Origin of the sequence: Sphingorhabdus sp., assembly GCF_046596595.1 — a bacterium.
GTDB lineage: Bacteria > Pseudomonadota > Alphaproteobacteria > Sphingomonadales > Sphingomonadaceae > Sphingorhabdus_B.
The window spans coordinates 13359-36055 of sequence record NZ_JBKJMB010000088.1 but is presented as its reverse complement, the minus strand read 5'-3'; the positions used below and the strand labels follow the sequence as shown (position 1 = coordinate 36055).

25 protein-coding genes are annotated in these 22697 nt (G+C 53.5%); 14 read left to right on the top strand and 11 right to left on the bottom strand.

All coding sequences use genetic code 11. The annotated features are described in order from the left end of the window. The first annotated feature begins 11 nt into the window (after nucleotides 1–11). Complete coding sequence (gene eda / locus ACLL9E_RS08840; protein WP_411291372.1) at nucleotides 12–626, top strand: bifunctional 4-hydroxy-2-oxoglutarate aldolase/2-dehydro-3-deoxy-phosphogluconate aldolase; 615 nt, start codon at nucleotides 12–14, stop codon at nucleotides 624–626. Between the two features lie 16 nt (nucleotides 627–642). Continuing rightward, nucleotides 643–1350 (top strand): 6-phosphogluconolactonase, encoded by a 708-nt coding sequence (pgl, locus tag ACLL9E_RS08835; protein WP_411291371.1) that lies wholly within the window; start codon nucleotides 643–645, stop codon nucleotides 1348–1350. A gap of 1 nt (nucleotide 1351) precedes the next feature. Here the strand turns inward: pgl and ACLL9E_RS08830 are convergent, their stop codons facing one another. Beyond that, nucleotides 1352–1738 carry a PilZ domain-containing protein gene (locus tag ACLL9E_RS08830; protein WP_411291370.1) on the bottom strand — a complete coding sequence of 129 codons (387 nt, stop codon included), beginning with the start codon at nucleotides 1736–1738 and terminating at the stop codon, nucleotides 1352–1354. Between the two features lie 139 nt (nucleotides 1739–1877). Then, nucleotides 1878–2243 carry an RNA polymerase-binding protein DksA gene (dksA, locus tag ACLL9E_RS08825; protein ID WP_411291379.1) on the bottom strand — a complete coding sequence of 122 codons (366 nt, stop codon included), beginning with the start codon at nucleotides 2241–2243 and terminating at the stop codon, nucleotides 1878–1880. 552 nt (nucleotides 2244–2795) lie between these two features. Between dksA and serS the strand changes: the two genes are divergently transcribed. From serS to ACLL9E_RS08805, 4 genes are read left to right on the top strand one after another with little or no spacing between them, the layout of a single operon-like run. Beyond that, nucleotides 2796–4076, top strand: coding sequence for a serine--tRNA ligase (gene serS, locus ACLL9E_RS08820; protein WP_411291369.1), 1281 nt, complete (start codon nucleotides 2796–2798; stop codon nucleotides 4074–4076). Next, a complete protein-coding gene (surE, locus tag ACLL9E_RS08815) occupies nucleotides 4076–4843 on the top strand; it encodes a 5'/3'-nucleotidase SurE (protein WP_411291368.1) in 768 nt (255 codons plus the stop codon). Before serS ends, surE begins: the two co-directional genes overlap by 1 nt. Nucleotides 4844–4853: 10 nt before the next feature. Then, nucleotides 4854–5075, top strand: coding sequence for a M23 family metallopeptidase (locus tag ACLL9E_RS08810; protein ID WP_411291367.1), 222 nt, complete (start codon nucleotides 4854–4856; stop codon nucleotides 5073–5075). Beyond that, entirely contained in the window at nucleotides 5068–6096 is a 1029-nt protein-coding gene (locus ACLL9E_RS08805; RefSeq protein ID WP_411291366.1) for a potassium channel family protein, read from the top strand. The genes ACLL9E_RS08810 and ACLL9E_RS08805 overlap by 8 nt, the downstream gene beginning before the upstream one ends. A 10-nt stretch (nucleotides 6097–6106) precedes the next feature. Here the strand turns inward: ACLL9E_RS08805 and ACLL9E_RS08800 are convergent, their stop codons facing one another. Next, on the bottom strand, nucleotides 6107–6508 hold the full coding sequence (locus ACLL9E_RS08800; protein ID WP_411291365.1) for a DUF1761 domain-containing protein: 402 nt from the start codon (nucleotides 6506–6508) through the stop codon (nucleotides 6107–6109). A gap of 90 nt (nucleotides 6509–6598) precedes the next feature. Here ACLL9E_RS08800 and rimO point away from each other — a divergent pair, with 90 nt between their 5' ends. After that, nucleotides 6599–7963 carry a 30S ribosomal protein S12 methylthiotransferase RimO gene (rimO, locus tag ACLL9E_RS08795; protein ID WP_411291364.1) on the top strand — a complete coding sequence of 455 codons (1365 nt, stop codon included), beginning with the start codon at nucleotides 6599–6601 and terminating at the stop codon, nucleotides 7961–7963. 15 nt (nucleotides 7964–7978) lie between these two features. Here the strand turns inward: rimO and ACLL9E_RS08790 are convergent, their stop codons facing one another. Then, on the bottom strand, nucleotides 7979–8791 hold the full coding sequence (locus ACLL9E_RS08790; protein WP_411291363.1) for a DUF1295 domain-containing protein: 813 nt from the start codon (nucleotides 8789–8791) through the stop codon (nucleotides 7979–7981). Beyond that, on the bottom strand, nucleotides 8788–9393 hold the full coding sequence (locus ACLL9E_RS08785; RefSeq protein ID WP_411291362.1) for a lysophospholipid acyltransferase family protein: 606 nt from the start codon (nucleotides 9391–9393) through the stop codon (nucleotides 8788–8790). The genes ACLL9E_RS08790 and ACLL9E_RS08785 overlap by 4 nt, the downstream gene beginning before the upstream one ends. 120 nt (nucleotides 9394–9513) lie before the next feature. On the opposite strand from ACLL9E_RS08785, the gene ACLL9E_RS08780 reads away from it, so the two are divergent. Then, nucleotides 9514–10653 (top strand): beta-ketoacyl-ACP synthase III, encoded by a 1140-nt coding sequence (locus ACLL9E_RS08780; RefSeq protein WP_411291361.1) that lies wholly within the window; start codon nucleotides 9514–9516, stop codon nucleotides 10651–10653. A gap of 4 nt (nucleotides 10654–10657) precedes the next feature. Here the strand turns inward: ACLL9E_RS08780 and ACLL9E_RS08775 are convergent, their stop codons facing one another. From ACLL9E_RS08775 to ACLL9E_RS08765, 3 genes are all read right to left on the bottom strand, one after another. Then, entirely contained in the window at nucleotides 10658–10993 is a 336-nt protein-coding gene (locus ACLL9E_RS08775; RefSeq protein ID WP_411291360.1) for a PilZ domain-containing protein, read from the bottom strand. A 111-nt stretch (nucleotides 10994–11104) separates the two neighbouring features. Continuing rightward, nucleotides 11105–11443, bottom strand: coding sequence for a PilZ domain-containing protein (locus ACLL9E_RS08770; RefSeq protein WP_411291359.1), 339 nt, complete (start codon nucleotides 11441–11443; stop codon nucleotides 11105–11107). A gap of 45 nt (nucleotides 11444–11488) precedes the next feature. Further along, nucleotides 11489–11665, bottom strand: a complete 177-nt coding sequence (locus ACLL9E_RS08765; RefSeq protein ID WP_411291358.1) for a PspC domain-containing protein — start codon at nucleotides 11663–11665, stop codon at nucleotides 11489–11491. Between the two features lie 378 nt (nucleotides 11666–12043). Between ACLL9E_RS08765 and recF the strand changes: the two genes are divergently transcribed. Next, nucleotides 12044–13096, top strand: coding sequence for a DNA replication/repair protein RecF (gene recF / locus ACLL9E_RS08760; RefSeq protein ID WP_411291357.1), 1053 nt, complete (start codon nucleotides 12044–12046; stop codon nucleotides 13094–13096). 18 nt (nucleotides 13097–13114) lie between these two features. Here recF and clpA read toward each other — a convergent pair whose 3' ends face one another. Together clpA and ACLL9E_RS08750 are read right to left on the bottom strand one after the other, a co-directional pair. Beyond that, nucleotides 13115–15457: an ATP-dependent Clp protease ATP-binding subunit ClpA gene (clpA, locus tag ACLL9E_RS08755; protein WP_411291356.1), complete on the bottom strand. Its 2343-nt coding sequence runs from the start codon at nucleotides 15455–15457 to the stop codon at nucleotides 13115–13117. Nucleotides 15458–15597: 140 nt separating this feature from the next. Next, nucleotides 15598–15795, bottom strand: coding sequence for a DUF1192 domain-containing protein (locus ACLL9E_RS08750; RefSeq protein ID WP_411291355.1), 198 nt, complete (start codon nucleotides 15793–15795; stop codon nucleotides 15598–15600). Nucleotides 15796–15875: 80 nt separating this feature from the next. Between ACLL9E_RS08750 and ACLL9E_RS08745 the strand changes: the two genes are divergently transcribed. Then, nucleotides 15876–16874: an NAD(P)H-quinone oxidoreductase gene (locus tag ACLL9E_RS08745; protein ID WP_411291354.1), complete on the top strand. Its 999-nt coding sequence runs from the start codon at nucleotides 15876–15878 to the stop codon at nucleotides 16872–16874. A 13-nt stretch (nucleotides 16875–16887) separates the two neighbouring features. Here the strand turns inward: ACLL9E_RS08745 and ACLL9E_RS08740 are convergent, their stop codons facing one another. Further along, a complete protein-coding gene (locus ACLL9E_RS08740; RefSeq protein ID WP_411291353.1) occupies nucleotides 16888–17868 on the bottom strand; it encodes an alpha/beta fold hydrolase in 981 nt (326 codons plus the stop codon). Nucleotides 17869–18028: 160 nt separating this feature from the next. Here ACLL9E_RS08740 and ACLL9E_RS08735 point away from each other — a divergent pair, with 160 nt between their 5' ends. Genes ACLL9E_RS08735 through dinB form a run of 4 tightly spaced genes read left to right on the top strand, consistent with a single transcriptional unit; the run spans nucleotide 18029 to nucleotide 22680 of the window. Beyond that, entirely contained in the window at nucleotides 18029–18730 is a 702-nt protein-coding gene (locus ACLL9E_RS08735) for a DUF1013 domain-containing protein (RefSeq protein ID WP_411291352.1), read from the top strand. A gap of 49 nt (nucleotides 18731–18779) precedes the next feature. Further along, entirely contained in the window at nucleotides 18780–19880 is a 1101-nt protein-coding gene (locus ACLL9E_RS08730; RefSeq protein WP_411291351.1) for an MBL fold metallo-hydrolase, read from the top strand. Between the two features lie 7 nt (nucleotides 19881–19887). Further along, entirely contained in the window at nucleotides 19888–21570 is a 1683-nt protein-coding gene (locus tag ACLL9E_RS08725; RefSeq protein ID WP_411291350.1) for an AMP-binding protein, read from the top strand. Between the two features lie 12 nt (nucleotides 21571–21582). Further along, entirely contained in the window at nucleotides 21583–22680 is a 1098-nt protein-coding gene (dinB, locus tag ACLL9E_RS08720; protein ID WP_411291349.1) for a DNA polymerase IV, read from the top strand. Nucleotides 22681–22697: the final 17 nt, after the last annotated feature.

Sequence of the window (22697 nt, the reverse complement as noted above, 5' to 3'; positions counted from 1 at the left end):
AGCGAAAGCATATGTCCCCGGTTGAAAAAATTATGCGCGCAGCGCCCGTTATTCCTGTTTTGGTTATTGAGGATGCCTCACAGGCACGCGCAATTGCCGAGGCACTGGTTGCAGGTGGGTTGCCTGTGCTTGAAGTAACGTTGCGCACCGCTGCTGCTCTCGATGCCATTTCCGAAATGAAGAAGGTGTCCGGTGCGATTGTCGGTGCCGGAACGATCGTCGATATACCAGGTTTGGACAGCGCAATTGCTGCGGGCGCCGAGTTCATTGTGTCGCCCGGACTCACCGACAAATTGGGTAAGGCCGCCATTTCCAAAAATATCCCGTTTTTGCCCGGTGTGGCGAGCGCAGGCGATATCATGCGCGGGCTCGACTTGGGCCTGACTCATTTTAAATTTTTTCCCGCTGAGGCAAATGGTGGTCTTCCTGCGCTTAAATCGCTGATTGGTCCATTCGGCCAATGTAAATTTTGTCCAACGGGTGGCATAAAACAAGAGACGGCTGCGGATTGGCTCGCCGTTCCAGAAATTTTATGTGTTGGCGGTAGCTGGCTTGTTGGTAAAGGCGTTCCCGACACCGCCGCAATTGAATCGGCAGCGCGCGCCGCATCGGCGTTACGGAATTAATGGAGAAGCAAGGCGTATGGCCGAAGAAATTGAATGGTGGGACTTTGACGCTGCTGAGGATCTGATTGACGCCGTAGTCGGCGACGTCAGCTTTATCATCGAAAGCGCGTTGGATGCACGCGGTCAGGCGCTTGTTGCGTTTCCCGGCGGCTCAACGCCAAAGCCTATTTTGGAAAAGTTGGCTCAAGCCAATATTCGTTGGAAAAGCGTCACTATTATTCCGACCGATGATCGGCTTGTTCCAGTGGATAATCCCCTGTCCAACGTTGCGATGATCGCCAAGATATTCATTCCAAAGGGCGCGAGAGTTTTGCCTATTACGAGTGACGCGGCGGATTATAAATTGGCGGGAAGCGCTGCAAATGCTCGGCTTGCGGACCTGCACTGGCCGCCGGATCTAGTCTGGCTTGGCATGGGTGCAGATGGGCATACGGCGTCCATTTTTCCCGGACCCGATTTTGAAACGGCAATGGATGCGGGCAAAGACGTGCGTGCTGTAGGTGTTGCACCAGATCCCTTGCCAGCCGAAGCACCCGTAAACCGGGTGACGCTGACCGGAGCGGCCATCAGCGCTGCGCGTACTGCTATTCTCGTGATTAATGGCGCAAAAAAACGCGAAGTGCTTGAGGCAGCTATCGAAGAGGGCAACAAGTCGGCCTATCCAGTTGGCCGAGTGCTCGACAAGATTGTGGTGCCGCTGGACATTTACTGTCTCGACGACTGAGTTAGACGCGGCGCAGCTTGCCTGGCGGTAACCGTCGGTTCAGCATTTTGAGGTGATTGGGCAGCTCAAGCTCCGTGACGCCAACGGGCTTGCGTGCATTTTTGGGGTTAATCGGATGGTCAAAGGCAATGCCGACACGTCCGTCCGTAACCCAGGCGATATGACCGCTGACCCAGCCGATGCTATGCAAGTTGACTTCGACGCGTTCGCCGCGGGAAAGCGTCACTGGAATTTCTGCCATCAGCCCGCCGGCGGAAAGGTTCCGGATGCGGACTTCGCTCTCATCCTTGGTATTTGGAAACCGCAAAATTGCTTTAAGCAGGAGACTGTCGCGATTTAATCCGCGCTTCGCCGCAGTTATTTTTTTGTTGCCGAATAAGTCATCCATGTTGCGATACCAAGTGCCAAGCTATGTTCATTCCCGTGTTGAACAGTGGCATGCAAATATCGCCAAAAGGTTAATTTCCGAGCGTTTTATCCCGACGTTTTATAATGTTTTTAACCAAACGGGCGAACCGCTGCCCCGGTCAATCGTCGCGTGAAACGCGTTCCTGACGTTCATGCCGCTCTTGGGCTTCGAGGGTCATCGTCGCAATGGGACGCGCGCGTAACCGGGCCAGCGAAATTGGTTCGCCGGTCACTTGGCAATAGCCATATTCACCTTCGCCTATCCGGCGGAGAGCAGCCTCAATCTTCGCGATAAGCTTGCGCTGGCGGTCGCGCGTCCGCAGCTCAATACCCCAGTCAGTCTCACTTGACGCACGGTCATTCAGATCAGGCTCGCGCATAGGGCCATCCTGAAGCTGGTTAAGCGTCCCAAGGGACTCTGCCAAGATGCTGTTTTTCCAGTCAATGAGCTGCTTTTCAAAGAATCTCAGTTGCCGGTCATTCATAAACGGTTCGTCGTCGCCGGGAACATATGTCTCGTCGAGGTCAAAATCGGAAATGCTGCTGTCGCCGGTCGTTTCGTGAGGCTTGGCGCTTGCGCCCATTGTAAATTCTCCACCCCTGGCCGGCCCTCCAGAACGAAGAAGCCTGCGTCCAATTCACTCTCGCGGGGGCTATAGACTCGGGCTAAATGCTGCACAAGCGCCAAATGTTGCCCATTCAGTACAATACACCAAAAGTTGTGGAAACGGCTCCAGTTTGTAAGTTCTCTGCTCTAGTGCTGTCTTAAAACTCGAAATTCAACTTTGCGATCAGCCATAAATTCCCACTTTTTCGTACGAGAAGCAAGCAGAGCGACTGATAGTTCGCAATTGTTCCAATCTGGCTTTGGCCGCAACGAAATTTGCAAACACATGTTGCTTAGGTTGCTTGCCATATGTCGCACAACAAGGTTGCTGCCGCCGCGTGCAATGGGACTTCGTCAAATTGGCCGCCGCTAAGCGACACAGGCCCTTTTTCGTTGCGAAACGGCCACATGGTCGGCATAGCCTGCCGCCATGCATGACCTGAAATACATCCGTGAAAATCCCCATGAATTTGATGCTGCGTTGATTCGCAGGGGTAACGCCGCTGTGTCGCAATCAATACTTGCGTTGGATGAGAACCGGCGTGCAATCCTCACCGAAATGCAAAATGCGCAGGCCCGCCGTAACGATGTTTCCAAGGCCATCGGCGCGGCAATGGCTAAGGGCGACACGGATACAGCGCAAACGTTGAAGGCAGAGGTTGCCCAGTTGAAAGACACTTTGCCGTTGCTGGAGGAACGCGAACGCGCTGCAGGCATGGAACTTGACGCTTTGCTGGCTGGACTACCTAACTTGCCGGCTGCAGACACCCCCGATGGTGCTGACGAAACAGATAATGTAGAGATTGCGCGTTGGGGCACACCGCGCATTTTTGAGTTTGAACCAAAAGACCATGCCGATATCGGCCCAGCGCTTGGCCTTGATTTCGAAACCGGTGTCGCCATTTCCGGCGCGCGTTTCACCTTCATGCGCGGACAAATGGCACGGCTCAACCGCGCACTTGGGCAATTCATGCTCGATTATCAGACGGGGCAGCGTGGGTATACCGAATGCGCAACGCCTTATCTGGTGCGTCAAGAATCATTGTTTGGCACAGGCCAGCTTCCGAAATTTGCCGAAGATAACTTTCAGACAACCGATGGCCGCTGGCTAATCCCAACAGCCGAGGTGTCGTTAACCAATAGTGTTCGTGAACAGATTTTGGATGAGAGCGCCCTGCCGATCCGGTTGACGGCATTGACGCCCTGTTTTCGGTCCGAGGCGGGGGCAGCCGGCCGTGATACGAAAGGTTTAATTCGTCAGCATCAGTTTGAAAAAGTCGAGCTGGTTTCAATCGTTCGCCCGGAAGACAGCGCAGCCGAGCATGAACGCATGGCTGACAGCGCAGAGGGCATATTGCAGGCACTGGAATTGCCCTATCGCAAAATGTTGCTGTGCACCGGTGACATGGGTGCAAGCGCGCGTCGGACCTATGATCTTGAGGTATGGTTGCCCGGACAACAACTATACCGGGAAATTTCGAGTTGCTCCAATTGCGGCGACTGGCAGGCGCGGCGCATGAACACCCGCTTCCGGCCCGCTGAGGGCAAGGGAAATGTCTTTGTCCACACTTTGAATGGCTCTGGCCTTGCGGTTGGCCGAACGCTTGTTGCTGTCCTTGAAAATTACCAACAGGGCGATGGCAGTGTCCACATTCCCATTGCTTTGCTGCCTTATATGGGCGGGTTGACCAAATTGGAGGCGAATGCCTGATGCGTATATTATTGACCAACGATGACGGAGTGAATGCGCCGGGTCTCAAAGTGCTTGAAAGCATCGCCCGCAGTATCAGCGATGATGTCTGGATTGTTGCGCCGGCGGAGGAAAATTCCGGTGCGGGCCACTCGCTTACATTGACGAAGCCTGTGCGCATTCGTCAGCATGGTGAAAAACATTATTCTGTTGCGGGCACGCCGACGGATTCGGTCATGCTTGGCATTGGCGTCATCATGAAGGATGCAATGCCTGACTTGATTTTGTCGGGTGTAAACCGCGGTGCAAATTTAGGCGATGATATCACGTATTCGGGTACCGTTTCTGCGGCAATGGAGGGCGCGCTTGCAGGTATACGGTCAATCGCACTGAGCCAGGTTTATAGTAAGGAAGGCATGGCAGATTCTGTGCCCTTTTCTGCTGCTGAAGCCTGGGGCGAAAGGGTTCTCCGGCCCTTGATTGATATGCCATTCACACCGCGCACCTTGACGAACATCAATTTCCCGCCGTTGCTGCCGCAAGACGTGAAGGGTATCAAGGTCTCGCGTCAGGGGTTCCACGACTATAGCCGTGGATCAATCGTTAAAGGCACCGATCCGCGTGGCTATGATTATTACTGGTTTGGGCTGCACGGCATGCTGCACACGCCTGGGCACGATACCGACCTCGAAGTTATCGAAGATGGCTACATTGCCGTGACTCCGCTACAATTGGATTTGACGCACCACGAATCATTAGCCACGTTGAATCAAGTATATAGGGGATAGGGGTGCAGTAATGCGGATGAGGTTGATGGCAGCAGGTTCAACCTTGATTTTATCCGCATTTGGGCACCTTGGCCGATTGGGTGTGAAAAAAGGCGACCGCGTTTCGGTAGGTCAACAAATCGGCGAGGTCGGTAAAACCGGCTATATGAGACAGCCGCAATTGCACTTTCAAGTGCGTAAAGACCGGAACGCGATTAGTCCCTTAAGCTATCTGGAACCGATTAATGGCTGATCCTGACGTCCCGTTTAAATTTAGGGTCGCGTTGCGGCGCGCAAGCAAATTGCCGGTGTGGGCCGACGTTCTGCTTCGGCTGTCGCTTGCGTTTTTCCTGATCCTGCTCGTCATCGTAATCCACTGGTTTGACCGAGAGGGCCTCAAAGACAATCACGACGGGGTCATCAGTTTCCTCGATGTTGTTTACTTTACGATGATTTCGGTCACCACCACCGGATTTGGCGACATTGCTCCGATTTCTGACCGGTCGCGGTTCATTGAAGCGATTATCGTGACGCCGGTACGCATCGCCGTCATCTTTATTTTCGTGGGCACAGCCTATAATTTTGTCATCAAACGCAGCTGGGAAAAATGGCGCATGAAAAAAATTCAGCAAACCCTGTCCGGGCATATCGTAACTTTGGGCTTTGGCGTAAGTGGCGCTCAAGCCGTTGCCGAGCTTATCAAGCGCGGCACTGAACCCAAAGATATCGTCGTGATCGACCGGAGCGAAGAGCGGCTTGCCGAGGCGGAATATCTGGGCTGCAATATATTGTGCGGGGACGGTACGCGGGATGAAATCTTGAATGCAGTCCGTATTAAGCAGGCCTCATCGGTGATAGTTTCTGCAGGGCGAGACGATGCATCAATCCTGATGGTGCTGACGGTGCGCCATTTGTCACCGAATGTTCCGATCAGCGTTGTCATCCGCGCTGATGACAATGAACTGCTCGCACGTCAGGCCGGCGCCACCACTGTGATTAACCCTGTTAGCTTTACTGGACTGTTGCTAGCCAGTTCCTGCCATGGCGAACACATCTCCGAATATTTGACAGATCTGGCATCAGTCGGAGGCGAGGTTATCATACGGGAACGCGAGGTTACGCCGGGCGAAGTGGGCAAACGCTTGCGCGACCTGCCGGACGGGATCGGATTGCGCATTTACCGTAACGGCGTTAATTTCGGCTTTTGGCAGACCGAGGCCCAGAAGCTTGAGGCCGGAGATTTACTTGTGCAGATCATCCCGTCCAAGACCTAATGCCAGTTGATTAACGGCCCAGTAAAAGAAAAACCAAGCCCATCGCGGTGTAAAATGTCAGCCAGTATCCGGCATCAATGGCGAATAGCCGCCCTGACTTGCGTGAAAACAGATAATTGGTGCCAATGGCTGGGATGATATATCCGAGCGCAACACCGATCGAAATCATCATTGTCGCTCGAGGCCTTGTATCAAAAAACGCCAGTAGATGACCGAGAAATACCGCCGACAGAACAGAAAATGCAAAAGTCAGACCGTAAATTTTCAGCATGTTCCCTGCGCGTAACTGGTCTTCGGTGAATCCATGCTCTGCCATCCATGCTTTGCCAAACAATGGACCATACCACAGGCCGCCTATCAGAAAGCCCGTCGCCGCAGCCACCAAAATTGCCAATAAGTTAGCATTTGCCACGAACGTTCCTCCCATAATTCCGCCCATCAATCATGCGCTTGTTCGCTAGCCGTGACAAGCCCAACGAAACAAGCTATGCGGCCCGCCATCATGGCAACTATCATCAAAGCAGCGCCCAAGGTCGGCATGGTCTCTCTTGGCTGCCCCAAGGCGTTGGTCGACAGCGAGCGGATCCTCACCAAATTGCGTGCGGACGGCTATGGGCTTTCGCCCGATTATGCTGGTGCAGACGTTGTTTTGGTCAATACCTGCGGCTTTCTGGACTCGGCAAAGGAAGAGAGCCTCGAAGCGATTGGCGAAGCTATTGCAAAAAATGGCCGCGTAATTGTGACGGGTTGCATGGGCAATGAAGCCGATGTCATCCGTGCGCGTTTTCCTGATGTTTTAGCGATCACAGGCGCGCACCAATATGAGGCAGTGGTATCTGCCGTGCATGAAGCAGCGCCCCCCACGCGCGGCGCATTTGTCGACCTCGTACCCGAAGGCGGACTGAAGCTGACGCCGCGCCACTATAGCTACCTCAAAATTTCCGAAGGTTGCAACCATAGCTGCGCGTTTTGTATTATCCCTTCGCTGCGCGGAAAGCTTGCGAGCCGCCGGATTGATGCAGTGTTGCGCGAGGCGGAAAAGCTCGTCGGTGCTGGTACCAAAGAGCTTTTGGTCATTTCACAGGATACCTCGGCTTATGGTGTCGATACGCGGCATGAACCGCGCGAATGGAAGGGGCGTCAGGTGCGTGCGCACATGACTGATCTCGCCCGCGAATTGGGGGGGCTGCGCACAAGTGAGGGTGTCGCGCCGTGGGTCCGGCTACATTATGTTTATCCCTATCCCCATGTCGATGACGTCATTCCGTTAATGGCAGAGGGATATTTGACGCCTTATTTGGATATCCCTTTTCAACATGCCGCGCCCAATGTTTTGAAAGCCATGAAGCGCCCCGCCAATGAAGCCAAGGTTCTGGAGCGTATTCGCAAATGGCGGACTATTGCACCCGATATCGCCATTCGCTCCAGTTTTGTGGTTGGCTTCCCGGGCGAAACAGAAGCAGACTTTGAATATTTGCTTGATTGGCTGGATGAAGCGCAACTTGATCGCGTGGGCGCTTTTCGTTTTGAACCGGTCGACGGGGCGCAGGCCAACAACCTCCCTAATCCCGTGCCTGAAGAGGTAAAGGAAGAGCGGTTCCAGCGCATCATGGCGAAAACGGCTGCGATCAGCGCCGCGAAACTTGCGGCAAAGGTCGGGCGCAACATCCCCGTTATCATCGACGAAGTTGGCGATGCGGACGAGGACGACAGTATTGGGGCAACCGGCCGCTCACAGGCCGATGCGCCCGAAATTGACGGTCATGTGTATTTGCGTGACGTGGCTTCCACATTAAAGCCAGGCGATGTGGTCTTGGCCAACATCGAGGACGCCGACGAACATGACCTTTTTGGTGTCGTTACCTGATTTATTTCGGGCGTCTTACGACCTGCGCTTTGGCGGCAACGGAAAAAATCCCGATGTGCGCGCAACATAATCTGCATATTCAGGCCGCGTTTTTTTCAAACCTCTTTCCAGAAGTGGCTTTCCTGACCATTTGGTCAAGGTGAAGGTCAGGAAAATCGGGCCAATGACGCTGATCCATCCGGGTATTCCAGTTTCGCAAGCGACCAGCCAGATACCCCACCAGGTGCAGGCGTCGCCGAAATAATTGGGGTGGCGTGTATAGCGCCATAATCCCGTGTCGAGCACCTTGCCCTTGTTTTCGGGGTTGCCGCGGAACCTGTTAAGCTGCGCGTCTCCCACGGTTTCGAACAATATGCCGATAATCGCAATCATTGCCCCAAAAAATCCAAGTGGTCCGATTACGGTGCGTCCGCCATCGCTCGCCCAGATGCCAAGCTGCGCGGGCAAGCACGTGATAAACAACAATGGTGCTTGGGTCAGGAAAACGGATAACAATGACGTTTTACTCCAGCTCCAGCCCCTTCGGTCCATCACACCGCCCATTATTTTTGCATAACGCGGGTCTTCGCCATGGGCGCGCCACCGCGTCCACAGATGGAAGCTAAGCCGAAGCCCCCACAAGGTTGTGAGGCCAAGCAGCAAATGCGAGCGCGCACCCGGAGAATTTGATTGCGCCCAAGTTGCCCATGCAAGAAGCACCATTCCAAATGCCCAGAACGCATCGATGAACGAGACGTCCCTGATCTTCACCGAATAGGCCCACAAAGCCAGAATGACGATCAAAAGCGCTGCGGCGTTAATCAATAATGTTGAGCCCACGTCGTTCATGCTTCGTCCTTCGCAAATATTTCGGTCATGCCTTTTGCAGGGTGCTTCGGTTGAACCTTGGCATAGATTTCTGCGACTTTAGCCATGTCCGCTTTATAGTCGCCAGTTGGCCAGATGGCAGGTCCTAGACCGCCTGTCCTGTTGCCATAGTCCATCATGCCAACGACCAAAGGTACACCTGCACCCATGGCGATATGATAAAATCCCGTTTTCCAAGCCTTGACAGTACCCCGGGTTCCTTCTGGTGCGATGGTCAGCATGAATTCGTCACGGCGGGCAAATTCATCGATCATCTGTTGCACATAATTTCGGTTTGAGGTCCGGTCGACTGGCACGCCGCCCATATCGAGCATGAAATTTGTAAAAGGCCAGCGGAACAAAGACGTTTTGGCCATGAAGTGTGGCCGAATTCCCAGGTCAGCTGTTAAACCCAGAAAATAAACAAAGTCCCAATTGCTCGTATGCGGTGCGGCAATCAGTACAAACTTTCGCGGCTCCGGGATTATGCCCTGCGCGCGCCAGCCTCCCTGCTTATAGATGCCCAGCAGAACCTGCCTGAAAAGCCTAGACAACCAGCTGGGCTGGCGTTCGTTAAGCGACATTATTGTCTTCCTCCCCCGTCGTTCACATAACCGCGTTGCGCGTTTTTTCAAACGGCTTGTTTCGCAAATACGCAACCGCTAGGCATCCGGACGCAATTAAAACCATAGCGGGAAAACAACATGTCGCAACATGCGCTCGGCGCCACACCAGTGATTTCATCCACCGGATTGTTCACGCCCCCTGACACTATCAGCAACGAAGAATTGGTCTCAAGTTTTAATGCTTATGCCGACCGATACAACGCCGCAAACCCTGATAAAGAGCCGCTCACACACAGTTCGGTCGAGTTTGTTGAAAAGGCTAGCGGGATCAAATCAAGGCACGTGATCGATAAACGGGCAATCGTCGATCCCGACGTTATGGAACCCCGATATCCAGAGCGTCCAAATGATCAGATATCCCTGATGGCGGAAATCGGTGTGGCGGCTTGTCGTGATGCACTTGAACGCGCTGGCCGTGACGTTGCAGATGTGGACGCGGTGTTGTGTGCAGCGTCTAATATGCAGCGTGCCTATCCTGCCATGGCAGTCGAGATCCAGCATGAACTGGGAATGGAACGCGGTTTTGGCTTTGATATAAACGTTGCTTGCTCGTCTGCTACATTCGGTATTCAAACAGCCGCAGATTATATTCGAAGCGGTAATGCGCGATCAGTGTTGGTGGTTAACCCGGAAATCACTTCAGGGCATCTGAACTGGCGCGACCGCGATAGCCATTTTATATTTGGCGACGTGGCAACCGCGATATTAATTGAGGCAAAAGATATCGCTCCTGCACAGCATTGGGAGATTCTGGGCACGCGTTTAAAAACACAATTCTCCAATAATATCCGCAACAATTTTGGGTTTCTTAACCGTGCGCACGGGCAGGGACCAATCGACCAGAGTGGGCCGCGGACCGATAAATTATTCGTTCAGGAAGGCCGCAAGGTTTTCAAAGAAGTGGTGCCTATGGTCGGGCAAATGATCATGGAGCATGCCGAAACGCTTGGACTGTTGGGGTCGGATCTGCGCCGGATGTGGCTTCATCAGGCCAATACAGGCATGAACCGGCTGATCGCGCAAAAGGTGCTTGGGCATGAAGCCAGCGAGGACGAAAGCCCTACTGTACTCGACACGTTTGCGAACACCTCAAGTGCCGGTTCGATCATAGCGTTTCATAAACATAATCAGGACCTGAAGGCTGGCGACTTGGGTCTAATTTGTTCTTTTGGAGCGGGATATTCAGCCGGCACCGTTTTTGTGCGAAAAATGGTTTAAGCTGTCACTGAGCGAAGGCCGGGTATTCCCGCGCAATATGTTCGAATACAGATCTGTGTAAAGGATTGACGAATGCGCAACCGTAAACTGTTCCATCACTCCAAGTGATATTTGCAGGTAAACTATTGAGTTCGGGGATCGCTAGATAGACCCTCGTGCCAATTTCCATATGGTTTCCAGTTTCGACGCGAAAACCTGTCTGGGAGAGGTCAACGACAGATACTTTAAATTTTTGTCCGATCGCCAAGCGTAATTCCGCGGTCATATGAACCGATTTACGGGGTGCTTCACGATTGTTGGCGCGTTCTGCCCAATCGGCTGAGTTTAATTCCGCAGACATCTCCGACAAACTGGGTGAATGAACACATGTTCCAAACGCCGACTGTTCGCCCGTAAAATTTATGCCTTATGCGTATCGTCCCTGCCGACTCGTATGCAGTAAATGTACTTTTTAGAGATCGCTTGGTTCGTTAAGTTGAGGGTACCGCTTAACAATGTCTTCGAAGATTGCCGGGTGTAGCGGCTGAGTGAATTCGCAACCGTATAAATCTTCCTTAGTCCAAGCGATTCGTGCCTTCATTGGATTATAATGCAACAAAGTGAGGAACAAAGCGCGTTCAGGTATTAGGAAAGAATCACTTCGCATGCGAAAGCCAGCTTGCGACAGGTCGATTATTTCAACCGTCTGCCTCGCGCCATCCTGCGCACGGATATTTGCCGCGATTGAAACTTTTCCCCGCACGAATGCGCGATAGTCCTGTTTTTCGGCACCAGTCATGTGTGTCGCCATGTTTTGTCCTGTCCGGTGAAGCAATTCATAGCAGTATTAACGGACTCAGTCGAGAATCATTGCCAGTAAAATATAAATCAATATCGGAGATCCAAAGCCAATGACCGTAGCAGCGGCAAAAATGAGACGAATGATCATCGCGTCCATGCCTGACCAGTTGGCAAGCCCAGCGCATACGCCAAGAATTTTTTTATTCGACTTATCAAGTACTAAGCGTGACATCAAATTTCTCCCTAAAAGCGGTAAGTAGCTTTGTTATGCAATCAATCCAGCAGCAGGACCGACAGCCGGTGCGACGCTGATGCCTATAGTAATAAATGCGCAGATCACCGCAGCGAAAGCAGATAAGATTTGAGTGCGTGCATATTGTGTCATGTTGTTTTCCTTCTTAGCTCGCCGGACCATTCCGACTATACAAACCACTTTGCACAGCCTATGCCAATTCGAAATATAAAATATAATACAAAGAGTTACAGCGAAACGGCGTATTGCGGCGTTGTGGAATATTTTCACATATTGGCAAATAAGACCAACATTTGGCAGTGACGCTGGTCTATTAGCGGCTTGACCTCACCCGACCATACTATAGCAGCACATCCTATGGCCCTGTCGCGACTGACACTCGATAATTTTCGTAACCACGTAGCGCTCGAAATTCGCCCGCAGGCACAGTTCATTGCGCTTCATGGGGCAAATGGTGCCGGAAAAACAAATATCCTTGAAGCGGTGTCCCTGTTGGTTCCTGGTCGTGGCCTTCGGCGAGCGGCAATGTCAGATATGGTTCGCACTGGGGGAAGCGGAGGGTTTGCTGTTGTTGCTGAGACCGGTGGAAATATCATCGGCACTGGAGTTACGGCTGAACAACCTGAACGCCGCAAAGTTCGCGTTAACGAGAGCAACGCGACTATCAACAGCCTTGCGGAATGGCTTTCGATCATTTGGCTGACGCCAAATATGGATCGTCTGTTTTCTGATGGGGCTGCTGCTCGACGCCGGTTTCTGGACCGCTTGGTGCTTGCTCTCAACCCTGGTCACGCGCGGCATAGCAGTCGGTATGAAAAGGCAATGCAACAGCGCAACCGATTGCTTTCGGGTGCCGTATCCGCAGATCCCCTATGGCTTGATGCGCTTGAGGCCCAAATGACGGAAAGCGGATTGGCTATTCAGGCTGCGCGTGTTGCGGTCGTCGATGCGCTAAACTTACAATTACAAAATGTCTCTTCTGGACCCTTTGCCAAACCGGGCATCAGCCTGTTCGATAAGACTGGGCCGCTGGATGGCGATATCGCCTCTATGTGGCGAGGGGGCCGCACCCGTGATGCTGCCGCTGGTCGGACGTTGGTTGGCCCTCACCGAGCAGATCTTAAAGTTGTCCACAATAGTTCAGGGCAGGTCGCAGAGCAATGTTCAACGGGTGAACAGAAAGCACTGCTGCTGTCGATCATTCTGGCGCATGCAGAGCTTGTCGCTACACAGCGCGCCGCGCCGCCTATCCTGCTGTTGGACGAAGTTGCGGCGCATCTTGACCCATCAAGACGCGCCGCTTTATTTGAACTACTGGCAGACACGGGCGCCCAGGTCTGGATGACCGGAACCGAACCCGAATTGTTTCACGGCATTGGCCGGTCTGCCCAACTCCTGGCCGTTGGGTAGACCTGACGCGCTCCTGACTTAATCTGCCTTGCTTGGTTTCTTGGCAGCCGTCTTTTTCGGTGGCTTTGGCTTTGAAGTTTTGGGTGCTGCAGGCGTAACTTCAAAAGCAGGCCCGCCATCCTTAATGCGCACCGCAACTTCGCCGCCATGCACAAGCTTGCCGAACAGCAATTCTTCGGCCAACGGTTGCTTGATTTTCTCCTGAATCAAACGGCCCATTGGACGCGCGCCATATAGCTTGTCATATCCTCGCTCAGTCAACCAGGCGCGGGCTTCGTCATCGAGCTTGATATGCACATTCTGGTCGGCAAGCTGTAGTTCGAGTTGCAGGATGAACTTGTCGACAACGCGCGCAACAACTTCGGTCGGCAAGTATGCGAATGGCACGGTTGCATCGAGACGGTTGCGGAATTCAGGCGCAAACATCTTCTTGACGGCCTCGTCGCCGGCATCTTCCTTGCTGATATTGTTGCCAAAGCCGATGCCTTCTTTCGCCATATCGCTGGCGCCGGCATTCGTCGTCATGATCAATATGACATTGCGGAAGTCCACAGTTTTACCATGATGGTCGGTCAACCTGCCATTATCCATCACTTGCAGCAATATATTGAACAGATCCGGATGGGCTTTTTCAATTTCGTCCAGCAAAAGCACACTATGCGGACTTTGGTCCACGGCATCGGTCAAAAGTCCGCCTTGATCAAATCCGACATATCCAGGAGGCGCACCGATTAGTCTGCTAACGCTATGGCGTTCCATATATTCGGACATGTCAAAGCGCTTCAGCGGAATACCCAGTATGGACGCCAGCTGACGCGCAACCTCGGTCTTGCCGACGCCAGTTGGTCCACTGAACAGATAGCTGCCGATCGGCTTTTCCGTATCGCGCAAGCCAGCGCGGCTAAGCTTGATGGCGCTTGCCAACACTTCGATCGCCTTGTCCTGTCCAAATACAACACGCTTCAAATCAGCCTCGAGTGTGCCAAGCGCCGTCTTGTCGTCAGTCGACACCTGCTTGGGCGGGATGCGAGCTATGGTCGCAATAACAGCCTCAATCTCGCGGGCGGTGATGAGTTTACGTCGTTTCGATGGCGCGACAAGCATTTGCATGGCCCCGACTTCGTCGATGACGTCGATGGCCTTGTCAGGCTGCTTGCGGTCGTTGATGTAGCGCGAGGAAAGCTCTACAGCAGCCTTGATGGCATCGGGGGTGTATTTGACCTTGTGATGCTCTTCAAATGCACTGCGCAGGCCAGCAAGTATCTTGATGGTATCTTCGATGCTCGGTTCATTCACATCAATCTTCTGGAACCGGCGCAGCAACGCACGGTCCTTTTCAAAATGATTGCGGAATTCCTTGTACGTTGTCGATCCGATACAACGAATTGTTCCCCCCGATAAAGCAGGTTTAAGCAAGTTAGATGCGTCCATTGCTCCACCGCTCGTGGCACCGGCACCAATCACCGTATGGATTTCGTCAATAAACAAAATCGCATCTGGCAGTTTTTCAAGTTCGGACACAACTGCTTTCAGCCGCTCCTCAAAATCGCCGCGATAACGGGTTCCGGCGAGTAACGCGCCCATATCGAGCGAATAAATTACGGCAGGTAATAAAACTTCAGGTACCTGCTTTTCGACGATACGTCGCGCGAGCCCCTCCGCAATGGCGGTTTTCCCAACACCAGGTTCACCGACATACAATGGGTTATTCTTCGAACGGCGGCACAGAATTTGGACGGTCCGATCAACCTCTGCCGTCCGCCCGATCAAAGGATCAATGCGGCCCTGCTTTGCCTTTTCGTTCAGATTGACTGTAAACTGATCAAGCGCGCCCTCTTTTTTGTCCTTCTTCGTTTTGGCATCTTCGGGCTCTTCGCTCTTTTGCTCTGCGCCAACCACGGGCTTCGGCTCGGCCAGTTTGCCGTCCTTCCCAATGCCGTGGCTGATGTAGGATACCGCATCTAGGCGACTCATATCCTGCTGTTGTAGGAAATAAACGGCGTAGCTTTCGCGTTCCGAGAACAAAGCAACCAGCACGTTGGCCCCTGTAACGACGTCCTTGCCGGAGCTTTGCACATGTAGGATGGCGCGTTGCACCACACGTTGGAAGCCGCTGGTCGGGGAGGGGTCAACCTTGCCCTCAACGCGCAAGCTTTCCAACTCGGTATCCAAATACGTGATGATGATGTCCGAAAGTTCACCAAGATCAACGCCGCACGCCTGCATAACCTTAGCTGCGTCGGCATCATCGATGAGCGCCAAGAGGAGATGCTCGAGCGTCGCATATTCGTGCGCCCGGTCGCCAGCATGCTTCAATGCGTTGTGAAGTGTGGCTTCCAACGACTCCGCAAAAGATGGCATAACTTCGTCTCCTTAAATTAAGTCGTTGCGTATCTTGAACTCTATATCGGCGTAGGCTTGGGCGCTTTCAAGCAGGATGTGGCAGTTTACGAATACAGCACTCTGTTTCTGCTCAATGGCACTCAAATTACTACGTCGGTTCACTTCTTGAACAATGCGTCAGCGACGCTGCGATGCTTGTTGGCAAATGCAATTTTACCTTCACAGCGCGAGATTTCTGATTTCAATGCTGTGATCCGGCTCTCGAGTTCAGCCACCGACAGCGCATCAATATCCTGCTTCACAAGATTGCCCAAAGGGTCGTCACGGCGGAGTGGCAGATTCTCGTCAATATCCATAATGCATATTTTACCTGTCAGCGGTTGCTGTCAATATGAAGCTTGCCTAGAAGGCCCGGGATTTAAAGGAATAAGCACACATGGTTAAATTGCCGGAATTCATGACTGCGATCGAAATTTCAGCGCCAGGCGGTCCCGATGTGTTGGTGGCTGCTCAGCGGCCAATTCCTGTCCCGCGCGCGGGTGAGGTGCTGCTAAAGGTCGCCTATGCCGGGGTCAACCGGCCCGATGTCATTCAGCGCAAGGGCCTCTACCCGGCGCCCCCTGGTGCCAGCGATCTACCCGGGCTGGAAGTGTCGGGAACAATTGTTGCCGTGGGCGAAGGTATGGATGCCAGTCTCTTGGGTTCGCGCCAGTGCGCATTGGTATCAGGCGGCGGTTATGCAGAATATTGCCTGGCGCGACTGGATGTTTGCTTATCGATCCCGGCTAGCATGGACTTGGCGGAAGCTGCCGCGCTGCCGGAAACGCTTTTCACGGTGTGGCACAATGTGTTTGAACGCGGCTATGCCGCGCCCGGCGAAACCATTCTGATCCACGGTGGGACAAGCGGCATTGGCACCATGGCCATCAAGCTTGGCAGGTTGTTCGGTTTGGTAACCATCGTAACGTGCGGCTCGGACGAGAAATGCGCTGCTGCTCTCAAAATTGGCGCTGATCACGCAATTAATTACAACAGCGCAGATTTTGTCGCGGCAGTAAAGACCATCACGCAAGGTGCAGGCGTGCACCTCGTGCTTGATATGGTTGCAGGTGGCTATGTAGCTCGCAACCTTCAATGCTTGCGCGAAGATGGCCGCCATGTGACCATTGCCGTTCAGGGCGGGATGACCGCCGAGATAAACATGGCATTTGTGATGTCACGCCGGCTGACGCTGACGGGGTCAACTTTGCGTCCACGAACGGCAGAGTTCAAAGCATTGCTGGCACAGGAAATATCCGCGAATGTTTGGCCTTTAGTATGCGATGGCGCGCTTCGACCTGAAATGGACAAGATATTCCCGTTGGCTGAAGCTGCTGCTGCGCACACATATATGGAATCGGGTGCGCATATTGGGAAAATCATGCTTGCGATTTAGGCGTGACTTTGCGCTACCCGCTCGGTTGCGTCACCTTGTCTGGGTTCAAACCCGCCAACCATGCCTTTACATCTCCAGCGCTTTTTTCGGGAATTTCTTCCATCGGGATGTGCCCGACATCTGGATAGATAATCAGCTTAGCCTGAGGCATCGCTTCGGCAAACCAATTGGCAGAGCTCACGGGGATCAGATTATCTTGTGCGCCCCACAAAATCAAAACAGGTATCTTGATTGTGGCGAGCTTTTCTTTTGTGCCTGACTGCATGCTGTTGGGGTTTGAAAAGCGCTGAATCGTTGCCTCGCGATTTCCCGGGTAGCGGTTAAGTTCCCAATATCGGTCGACGAGCTTGTCATCAATTTTCGACTGGACGCTCATCGACGTCTTCACGCTAGATTCAAAGATACTGCGCGGCGCGATGAAGCGCGCGGCCTCTTTTAACACGGGCATGCGCATCAAGCGGAAGCCAAGCGGCGTGTCACCTGACTTGGCATAAGGTTGGCCGCCGGAATCGACGAGCAGCATTGCTTCAACCTTCTCGGGATGCGCAAGGGCGTACATCCATGTTACCCCGCCGCCCATCGAGTTGCCGCCAATGACAGCCTTGTTGACGTTGAGTTTGGTCAATAACCGGTCAACGACGCCGACGTAGCTTGCATTGTCATATCTACCCGCGGGGTTTTTCCCGGTCAGACCGTGGCCGGGAAGATCCAGCGAAATGACGCGAAAGTCCTTGCCAATAATAGCAACCCATGACTCCCATGTATGCAGCGATGCGTTGGAACCGTGGATGAGCACAAGCACGCGGCCATCGCGATTGCCCTCGTCGCGATAATGCACGCGCAGGCCGGGTTCCAGTTCAGCGAACCGCGAGGCAGCGCTGCCATATTTTGCTTCCATCCGTGCCGCGTCAGTATCGGGCGCATAGCCCCAGAAAAAGATCGCTGCGAGTATCGCCAGCAAAAGAAGCACGAACCATTTGAACAGTCTTTTCATTTCTTCCCCCAATTTGTGTATCGGAATGCAGTAGTGGCGAATGAGGTGCAAGTGCCAACGCGCATTGCTGCTTGCCGATGGTGCAATCTTCGCCTAATACTGCGGCCAAGACATTCAGGCCGCTCCGAAAGGGGCGGCCCTTATTATTGGAGCAAATGACATGGCAACCCCTTTGATGCCACATGCGACTGCCGCTTGGCTGGTCGACAACACGGGTTTGAGCTTTTCACAGATCGCTGAATTCTGTGGCATCCACATCCTTGAAGTGCAGGCTATGGCGGATGATATGACCGGCTCGAAATATACCGGTCGCGATCCTGTTCACGCCGGTGAGTTGGCAATGGAAGAAATCGAAAAGGGTCAGGCAGATGAGGATTATGTCCTCAAAATGTCAAAAGGCCCCGATCAGGTTCGCCGGACCAAGGGACCACGCTACACGCCAGTTTCGAAGCGTCAGGACAAGCCAGATGGCATCGCTTGGCTTTTGCGCAACCATCCCGAAATCTCCGACGGTGCGATCTGCAAGCTCATTGGAACGACCCGCAACACAATTGCGGCCATTCGTGAGCGCAGCCACTGGAACATCGCCGAAATTCAGGCAAAAGACCCAGTGACGCTTGGCTTGACGTCGCAGCGCGAACTGGATGCTATCGTCAACCGCGCAGCGAAGAAGGCCGGGATCGACAACACCGCCGCCAATGACGCACGTCTTGGAACCGATCGCGATGCGCTTATCGAAGAGCTGCGGGCCGAGCGTACCGAAGCTGCACGCCGCGCCGAAGCTGCGTTGAATGGCGAAGACGAAAGCGTAGGCAAGGCAGAATTGACCGCTGATACGCTTTTCAAAAAAGCAGGCGCTTAATCGATACGTCATCATTGCCTTAATCGCCTGATTAAGGCACGGCGGGGGGATGGCATCTTCCACACCTCCCGCATATGACGCATCGTTAGCCGACCATGGATTTGAAGCGAAAGAACTCAAGGGGCTGACTTACCCTTTGGGCGAGCACGCCCCGCAATATGGCGAAATCTACCCGCTTGCACCTGACATTGGTTGGACGCGGATGTTCGTGCCCGGCAATTTGGCGCATATTAACCTGTGGCTGCTGGATGACGCCGATGGTGGATATGCCATAGCCGATACTGGGCTGTTCATGCCGCCGACGATCGCGCAATGGAAAACGCTGTTTGCGGGCGCTTTGGCTGACCGCGAACTTAAACGCATTTTTGTGACGCATTTTCATCCGGACCATGTCGGCTGCGCTGGATGGTTGGCCAACAAATTCAAGGTTCCCATCTGGATGAACCGCACCGAATGGCTCATGGCGCGAATGCTGACGGGCGAGCAGTTAGAGCACCCTCCGGAAGATGTCTTAAACAACAGGCGGTTTGCCGGCTTCGATGAAGAGCGCATCGAGAAGCTGCGCAAAGGCGGTTGGGGCGGCTTTGCCCGTGCGGTATCGCGGTTGCCGACCGGGCATGTGCGCATGGACGATGGACAAGTTATAAGGGTCGGTCGACGGGACTGGACCGTTATGACTGGCGGCGGCCACACCCCGGAGCATGCAAGCCTCGTCGATTTTGAAAACAATATGATCATCGCTGGTGACCAGATATTGCCGCGTATCACATCGAACGTATCGGTCATGGATAGTGAACCCGATGCCGACCCGTTGGGTGAGTGGTTGGCCTCGATCGCGAAGTTCCGCGAAGCTTTACCCGCGGATATGCTTGTCCTGCCGGCCCATGGTGAACCGTTTACGGGGGTACATGTGCGACTGGACAAGCTTGCCTCCGGGCACCACGAAAGGCTCGACCGGCTTGAGTTGGAATTGCGCAGCGCCGAAATGCGTGCGGTAGATACCTTCACCCTGCTGTTTGACCGCGAAATTGACGATTCAGTCTATGGACTTGCTACGGGCGAGGCCCAAGCCCACTTGCGACACTTGCATTTTGCGGGGCGGATAAAATGTGAAATCCGCGATGGCGTTGGTTGGTATCACGCGGCATAGAACAGGCATGACACAAAGTATTTGGACCCGTAATTATCTCCATCCCGTCAAATGGGATCAGGAATTTTTACCGCTTGCGCTGCACGACATGTTTTTTCAGTCTGCGGAACGGATGGGGTTGGCGGCCATGGCAGACTTTATGGGCCGCAAATTTAGCTACGTCGAAATGGCATTGGCCGTTAGGCGCGTGGCACGCGGGTTTCAGGACAAGGGCATTGGCAAGGGTGACCAAATCGGTCTCTTCTTGCCCAATGTGCCGCAATATATAGCGGCATATTATGGTGCGCTTGCCGCTGGCGCGACCGTGGTTAACTTCTCACCGCTTTATACCGTCGACGAACTTGCACATCAGGTTGCCGACAGCGGCACGACGATATTGGTGACAGTTTCGGCCGCTGCATTGCTCCCCACCGCCATTAAGGTTCTTGACAATAGCAGTTTGAAAGAACTGATCGTTGGCAGAGTGTCGGAGGCCTTACCCAAGGCGAAAAGCTTCGCTTACCGTTTGTTGAAACGTAGCGAGATTGCAACGATACCGGTCGACAGCCGGATCTCGACTTACGCCGATTTGATCTCCAATGACGGCGACTATGCCGTTCAGCCATGCGACCCAGAAAAAGACATAGCACAGCTCCAATATACCGGCGGAACCACGGGCGTTCCCAAGGGCGCAATGCTTAGCCATCAGAACATCACGGCGAATGCGCGGCAGATCAATATGCTGGATCCGCACAGCCGGACAAACAGCCCGGATCAGCCTTTGGATGACCGGATTCTTGGCGTCTTGCCGTTTTTCCACGTGTTCGCAAATGCCACGGTCTTGAACCGTACCGTAGCAAATGGCGGCGAAATCGTCATGCTGCCTCGATTTGAGGCAAAGGCCGCGTTGGCAGCAATTACCCGGACCAAGGTTACATCGTTGCCTGGCGTTCCAACAATGTACCAGGCGTTGCTTGACTGTCCGGATCTTGCCAAAACTGACTTTACGAGCCTTCGTGCATGTATTTCGGGCGGTGCACCCTTGGCAGACGAACTGAAAAAGCGGTTCGAGGCCGTAACGGGTGCCGTCGTGATCGAGGGCTATGGTCTGACCGAGAGCTCAGGCGTAGTCTCATGCAATCCATATGAAGGCGCGAACAAACTAGGCAGCATCGGACAACCGGTGCCCGGGACTGATGTCCGACTTGTTGATAAGGAAGATCCGAGCAGGCAAGCGCCGGACGGAGAGCCTGGCGAATTGATATTTTCGGGGCCTCAGGTGATGTGCGGATATTGGAAACGGCCCGAAGCCGATGCCGAGGTATTTTTGGGTAAATATCTGCGCACCGGGGATGTGGCGACAATTGACGAGGATGGGTTTATCCACATCGTCGACAGGCTGAAAGACATGATTGCGGTCGGCGGGTTCAAGGTTTTTCCGAGCCAGGTAGAAGATGTCATTTACAAACACCCTGCCGTTAAAGAAGCTTTGGTGATCGGTGTCGCTGATGCCTATCTTGGCGAGATACCTAGGGCATTTGTAACATTGCAGGATGGCGCGACCGAAGACGGGGCGGCCTTAACCGCTTGGCTCAACCCAAAACTCGGTAAGCATGAGCGTGTTCAGGGTGTGACTATCATGGACATATTGCCCAAAACAATGATTGGTAAGCTAGACCGGAAAGCATTGCGGATGGCACTTGGGTCGTAACGTCGGTCTGCGATGGAAGAGAAACCCGCTGTCATCCGCAAAATAATCCATGTCGACATGGATGCGTTTTATGCCAGCGTCGAGCAGCGCGATAATCCTGACTTGCGCGGAAAGCCCGTGGCAGTCGGTGGCTCATCGAAACGCGGCGTAGTGGCGGCTGCCAGCTATGAGGCGCGTGCATTTGGCGTGCGCTCCGCAATGCCCTCTGTAACCGCTCAGCGCCAGTGCCCTGACCTGATTTTTGTCAAGCCCCGGTTCGAGGCTTACAAAGCCGTTTCCAGTCAAATCCGAGAGATATTTGGACGCTATACCGATCTGATTCAGCCATTATCGCTTGATGAGGCTTATCTTGATGTGACGCAGGACAAACAAGGGGTCGGCTCAGCAGTGAAGATCGCCAAGGCCATTCGGGCCGCCATCCGAGAAGAAACTGGTCTTACCGCCAGCGCGGGCGTGAGTTACAACAAGTTCATAGCAAAGCTTGCAAGCGATCAGAACAAACCGGACGGTTTGTGCGTGATCCTGCCAGAACAGGGACCCGGTTTTGTAGCCGGGCTTCCGGTCCGCCGCTTTCATGGGGTCGGACCCCGGGCTGCCGAAAAAATGGCAAAACTTGGTGTAAATACCGGAGCCGAACTCGCGCAAAAGGATGAGGCTTGGTTCGCGCGCCATTTTGGCAGTTGGGGGAATTATCTTTTTCAGGCTGCGCGCGGGATTGACCACCGCCCGGTCAATGCGAACGCGGTGCGCAAATCCATCGGGGCAGAAAGCACCTATTTTGAGGACAAACGAAGCGAAGCGGAACTGCGCGATGCACTGGAAGAAATAATCGACACTGTGTGGGATCGCATACACCGAAATCAGGCACGGGGGCGGACTCTGGTACTTAAGGCGCGATATTCGGATTTCCGGACGATTACACGGTCCCGCACTGTCGGTCAGATGTTGACAGATCGGACCGCGATTGCGCAGCTTGGTCATGCTTTACTCGACCAGATTATGCCCGTCGAAATGGGGGTTCGATTGCTTGGATTAACGCTTTCCGGTCTGGCCGAACAACGCGACGTTTTGCCCGACTCAAAGCCGCAGGCACATTTTACGTTTGACTGAATTGAAAACTGAAAGAA

Coding starts and splice junctions, on each gene's coding strand:
- eda (WP_411291372.1), top strand. CDS start 12: ATGTCCCCGGTTGAAAAAATTATGCGCGCAGCGCCCGTTATTCCTGTT.
- pgl (WP_411291371.1), top strand. CDS start 643: ATGGCCGAAGAAATTGAATGGTGGGACTTTGACGCTGCTGAGGATCTG.
- ACLL9E_RS08830 (WP_411291370.1), bottom strand. CDS start 1,738: ATGGATGACTTATTCGGCAACAAAAAAATAACTGCGGCGAAGCGCGGA.
- dksA (WP_411291379.1), bottom strand. CDS start 2,243: ATGAATGACCGGCAACTGAGATTCTTTGAAAAGCAGCTCATTGACTGG.
- serS (WP_411291369.1), top strand. CDS start 2,796: ATGCATGACCTGAAATACATCCGTGAAAATCCCCATGAATTTGATGCT.
- surE (WP_411291368.1), top strand. CDS start 4,076: ATGCGTATATTATTGACCAACGATGACGGAGTGAATGCGCCGGGTCTC.
- ACLL9E_RS08810 (WP_411291367.1), top strand. CDS start 4,854: ATGCGGATGAGGTTGATGGCAGCAGGTTCAACCTTGATTTTATCCGCA.
- ACLL9E_RS08805 (WP_411291366.1), top strand. CDS start 5,068: ATGGCTGATCCTGACGTCCCGTTTAAATTTAGGGTCGCGTTGCGGCGC.
- rimO (WP_411291364.1), top strand. CDS start 6,599: ATGGCAACTATCATCAAAGCAGCGCCCAAGGTCGGCATGGTCTCTCTT.
- ACLL9E_RS08790 (WP_411291363.1), bottom strand. CDS start 8,791: ATGAACGACGTGGGCTCAACATTATTGATTAACGCCGCAGCGCTTTTG.
- ACLL9E_RS08785 (WP_411291362.1), bottom strand. CDS start 9,393: ATGTCGCTTAACGAACGCCAGCCCAGCTGGTTGTCTAGGCTTTTCAGG.
- ACLL9E_RS08780 (WP_411291361.1), top strand. CDS start 9,514: ATGTCGCAACATGCGCTCGGCGCCACACCAGTGATTTCATCCACCGGA.
- ACLL9E_RS08775 (WP_411291360.1), bottom strand. CDS start 10,993: ATGTCTGCGGAATTAAACTCAGCCGATTGGGCAGAACGCGCCAACAAT.
- ACLL9E_RS08770 (WP_411291359.1), bottom strand. CDS start 11,443: ATGGCGACACACATGACTGGTGCCGAAAAACAGGACTATCGCGCATTC.
- ACLL9E_RS08765 (WP_411291358.1), bottom strand. CDS start 11,665: ATGTCACGCTTAGTACTTGATAAGTCGAATAAAAAAATTCTTGGCGTA.
- recF (WP_411291357.1), top strand. CDS start 12,044: ATGGCCCTGTCGCGACTGACACTCGATAATTTTCGTAACCACGTAGCG.
- clpA (WP_411291356.1), bottom strand. CDS start 15,457: ATGCCATCTTTTGCGGAGTCGTTGGAAGCCACACTTCACAACGCATTG.
- ACLL9E_RS08750 (WP_411291355.1), bottom strand. CDS start 15,795: ATGGATATTGACGAGAATCTGCCACTCCGCCGTGACGACCCTTTGGGC.
- ACLL9E_RS08745 (WP_411291354.1), top strand. CDS start 15,876: ATGGTTAAATTGCCGGAATTCATGACTGCGATCGAAATTTCAGCGCCA.
- ACLL9E_RS08740 (WP_411291353.1), bottom strand. CDS start 17,868: ATGAAAAGACTGTTCAAATGGTTCGTGCTTCTTTTGCTGGCGATACTC.
- ACLL9E_RS08735 (WP_411291352.1), top strand. CDS start 18,029: ATGGCAACCCCTTTGATGCCACATGCGACTGCCGCTTGGCTGGTCGAC.
- ACLL9E_RS08730 (WP_411291351.1), top strand. CDS start 18,780: ATGGCATCTTCCACACCTCCCGCATATGACGCATCGTTAGCCGACCAT.
- ACLL9E_RS08725 (WP_411291350.1), top strand. CDS start 19,888: ATGACACAAAGTATTTGGACCCGTAATTATCTCCATCCCGTCAAATGG.
- dinB (WP_411291349.1), top strand. CDS start 21,583: ATGGAAGAGAAACCCGCTGTCATCCGCAAAATAATCCATGTCGACATG.